Annotated in this window: 1 protein-coding gene; it reads left to right on the forward strand. The window is 76.7% G+C overall.

Features of this window, described 5'->3' with window-relative positions; genetic code table 11:
• A partial coding sequence (locus J0670_RS34780; RefSeq protein ID WP_207816446.1) for a non-ribosomal peptide synthetase occupies positions 1 to 2,854 on the forward strand: 2,854 nt, incomplete at both ends.

Genomic DNA, 2,854 nt, shown 5'->3' on the forward strand with positions numbered 1-2,854 from the left:
CGCCAGGTGGTCCGCGCCCTGCGCACCACCCGCCGCCACCAGCGCTACCCCCTCGAAGACCTGCGCCGCGACCTCGGCCTCACCGGCGAACGCCGCGCCCTGTTCGGCCCGATGGTCAACATCAAGGCCTTCGAGAGTGACCTCGACCTGGCCGGTCTGCCCGGCGTCGTCCGCAACCTGGCCGCCGGCCCGGTGGACGACCTCGCCCTGAACGTCTCGCCCGGCCCCGACGGCGCCCTGCGCCTGGTCCTCGACGCCGACCCGGCCCGCCACGGCACCGCCTCGCTCGCCGCCCACCGCGACGGCCTGCTGCGCTACCTCGACGCCCTCGCCGACCTGCTGCTCACCGCTCCCCGCACGCCGATCGCCAGGATCGACCTGCTGGACGCGGACGGCCTGCGCCGCGCCACCGAGGGCCGCGCCGAGCCGCCGGTCGAGCGGACCCTACCCGAGCTGTTCGCCGCCCAGGCCGCCCGCACCCCGGGCGCCGTGGCGGTCCGCTGCGGCTCGACCACCCTCACCTTCGCCGAACTCGACGCGGCCGCCAACCGCCTCGCGCACCGCCTGGCCGCCCTCGGCGTGCGCGGCGGCGCACCGGTCGCGATCGCCCTGCCGCGCAGCGCGGACACCCTGGTCGCGATGCTCGGCGTCCTCAAGGCCGGCGGCGCCTGCGTCAGCCTCGACCTCGCCCACCCCCGGCAGCGGATCGCCGCCGTGCTGGCCGACGCCCGCCCGGTCTGCGCGGTCGGCACCGACGAGGCCCTCGCCGCCCTCGACCTGCCGCCCGGCCTGCCCACCGTGCGGCCGCAGGACACCGGCGCCGAGCCCGACACCGCGCCACCCGCGCCCCAACTCGACGACCCCGCCTACGTGTTGCACACCTCGGGCTCCACCGGTCGCCCCAAGGGCGTGGTCGTCACCCACGCCTCGCTCGCCAACCTGCACGCCGGCCACGGCGAGGACCACATCGCCCCCGCCCTCCGCCGCACCGGCCGCGAACGGCTGCGCATCGCCCACAGCGCCTCCTTCGCCTTCGACGCCTCCTGGGACCCGGTGCTGTGGATGGTCCACGGCCACGAACTCCACCTGCTCGACGACGCCACCTACCGCGACCCGGCCGCCCTCGCCGACCACCTCCACCGCGAGCGCATCGACTACCTCGACCTCACCCCCTCCTACCTCGAAGTCCTGCTCGCCGAAGGCATCCTGGACGAGCACATCCTGGACGAGTACATCCAAGGCGATGGCGTCCAGGGCGAAGGCGGCCAGGGCGAGGACCGGCACCGCCCGTCCGTCCTCGCGGTCGGCGGCGAGGCCACCCCGCCCGCGCTCTGGCAGCGCCTCACCGCCACCCCCGGCCTGCACCCGATCGACCTCTACGGCCCCACCGAGAGCACCGTCGACGCCTACGCCTGGACCCCCGGCCCCGACGGCGCCCCGCTCGGCCGGGTGGTGCGCGGCTCCCGCGCCTACGTCCTGGACGGCTCGCTGCGGCCCGCGCCCGACGGCGTCACCGGCGAACTGTACGTGGCCGGCGCCTGTCTGGCCCGCGGCTACCTCGGCCGCCCCGACCTCACCGCCGAACGCTTCCTCGCCGACCCCTTCGGCCCGCCCGGCAGCCGGATGTACCGCACCGGCGACCTCGCCCGCCGCCGCCCCGACCGCACCCTGGAGTTCCTCGGCCGCGCCGACGATCAGGTGAAGATCCGCGGTTTCCGGGTCGAGCCCGGCGAGATCGCCGCCGCCCTCGCCGAACTGCCCGGCGTCGCCCAGGCCGCGGTCATCGCCCGACCCGGACCGCAGGGCAAGCGGCTGCTCGGCTACGCCGTCCCCGCCCCCGGCGGCGCCCCGGACCCGGAGGAGCTGCGCGCCGCGCTCGCCGCCCGGCTGCCCGCGCACCTCGTCCCGGCGGCCGTCCTGCTGCTGGACGAACTGCCGCGCACCGCCCACGACAAGCTCGACCACCGCGCCCTGCCGGAGCCCGAGGCCGCCACGACCGGCCCGGCGGCCGCCACCGCGCAGGAGGAGCTGGTCTGCGGCCTGTTCGCCGACGTCCTCGGCCTGCCCGAGGCGCCCGGCCGGGAGGCCTCCTTCTTCGACCTCGGCGGCCACTCCCTGCTCGCCGGACGCCTGGCCGCCCGGCTGCGCGAGACCTTCGCCGCGCCGGTCGCCTTCGCCGACGTCTTCCGCCACCCGACTCCGGCCGCTCTCGCCGCCCTCCTCCGTACCGCCCTCCTCCAGGCCGGCACGGAGCCGGAACCCGAGGGGCGCCCCGCCCTGGTGCCCGTACCCCGCACCGAGCGGATGCCGCTCTCGCCCGCCCAGCGCGGCCTCTGGTTCCTGCACCGACTCGAAGGCCCCAGCCCCACCTACAACATCCCGCTGGCACTAACCCTCACCGGCCCGCTCGACCGGTCGGCGCTCGCCCTCGCCCTCGGCGACCTCACCGCCCGGCACGAAGTCCTGCGCACGGTCTACGGCGAGGAGCCGGACGGTACGCCGTACCAGCGGATCCTTCCCGCCGTGCCGATCGAACTGCACGCCGGAACCGGCGAGTTGACGGAGGCCGTCCGGCACGCCTTCGACCTGTCCGCCGAACCGCCGGTACGGGCGACGCTGTTCACGGACGGCCCGGAGCGCCACACCCTGCTCCTGCTGCTCCACCACATCGCGAGCGACGGCGCCTCCACCACGCCCCTGGTCCGCGACCTGGCCACCGCCTACGCCGCCCGCCTCGCCGGACGCGCCCCCGAACTCCCTCCGCTGACCATCCAGTTCGCCGACCACGCGGCCTGGCAGCGGCAGCTGCTCGGCACCCCGGAGGTGCCCAGCCCGCTGGCCCTACGACAGACCG

The sequence above is a fragment of the Streptomyces sp. FH025 genome (assembly GCF_017427025.1).
GTDB lineage: Bacteria > Actinomycetota > Actinomycetes > Streptomycetales > Streptomycetaceae > Kitasatospora.